Annotated in this window: 1 protein-coding gene; it reads left to right on the top strand. The window is 21.0% G+C overall.

Features of this window, described 5'->3' with window-relative positions; genetic code table 11:
- Nucleotides 1–249 precede the first annotated feature (249 nt).
- The gene (locus ACRDDY_RS09600) at nt 250–726 is read left to right on the top strand and encodes a hypothetical protein (protein ID WP_438564729.1); all 477 of its coding nucleotides are present in this window, start codon (nt 250–252) and stop codon (nt 724–726) included.
- Nucleotides 727–1,012 lie beyond the last annotated feature (286 nt).

Below are 1,012 nucleotides of genomic sequence, written 5' to 3'. Positions count from 1 at the left end.
AAGGGATTAAATTATTAAATAAGAAGAAGAAAATTTTAGTTATAAATAATATAAAGATATTAGGAACACATATTTTAAATATAATAACTATAAAATTATTTACAATTAAAAGTAATGGATTAATATTTGGAATAAATTATAATTCTATTTTGTAATATAATAATAAATATTTTGGGATAAGACTCTTAAACAGTGAGAAGTTGATTAGGAGTTTTTGATAGTATTATAAGTGGAAAAATAAACACTAATATGGTTACAGAAAATATTAAGGAGTTGCCAGGATATAGCTCTAATTTTACAGTATTGCCAGCTATGATAATTGAAGAAATATATAATGGTAGAAAGGATTCAGAGCAAATACAAAGTCAAATAAATCAAATAAGTAATGAAACATTAAGAAAAGTATTACAGGCAAACTTAAATCAAAATAAATTAAATGCTACAGAATATTTAAATCAGTTACCTTTTGCTAAGACTCAAGAATATACAAAGAATATATATAATGATAAAAGCATTCTACCTTTTAAAGAAGGAGAATTTTTACCATTTAGTTCGTTTGTAAGAGTAAAAGAAGGAAATAGATATTATGTGACGATAGCATATGTTGCATATTCAAATACAAAGGATACTAGTTTAACTAATAGCAATAAAGGAATATATGGTATTTCAGTATTTAATATATATAATAATGGAGAAATTGAACCATTATATATTAGTTGTAGATAAGTTAAAAATAAATGATTAAGTTGTTATGTAGTATAAAAATATTTAGATTTAAACAGAAGGATTCACAAGGATTTAATATACTTGTGAATCTTTTATTTAAGAGAAAAGTACATATGAAAATAAAGAAATAGAATTGTAATTGAAATATTATATAAGATTAATTTGTTTGTAATTCTAAAAAGAATAATAAGAGTAGAATGAGAAAAGAATAGTAGATAAATTTAAATATTAGGAGGTATTAAATGAATAAAATTAAATATTTAAAAAAATATCAAATAGTTATAGG

The organism is Clostridium sp. (genome assembly GCF_051656525.1).
Taxonomy (GTDB): Bacteria; Bacillota; Clostridia; order Clostridiales; family Clostridiaceae; genus Clostridium.
This window is presented reverse-complemented; position numbering and strand designations above follow the sequence as displayed.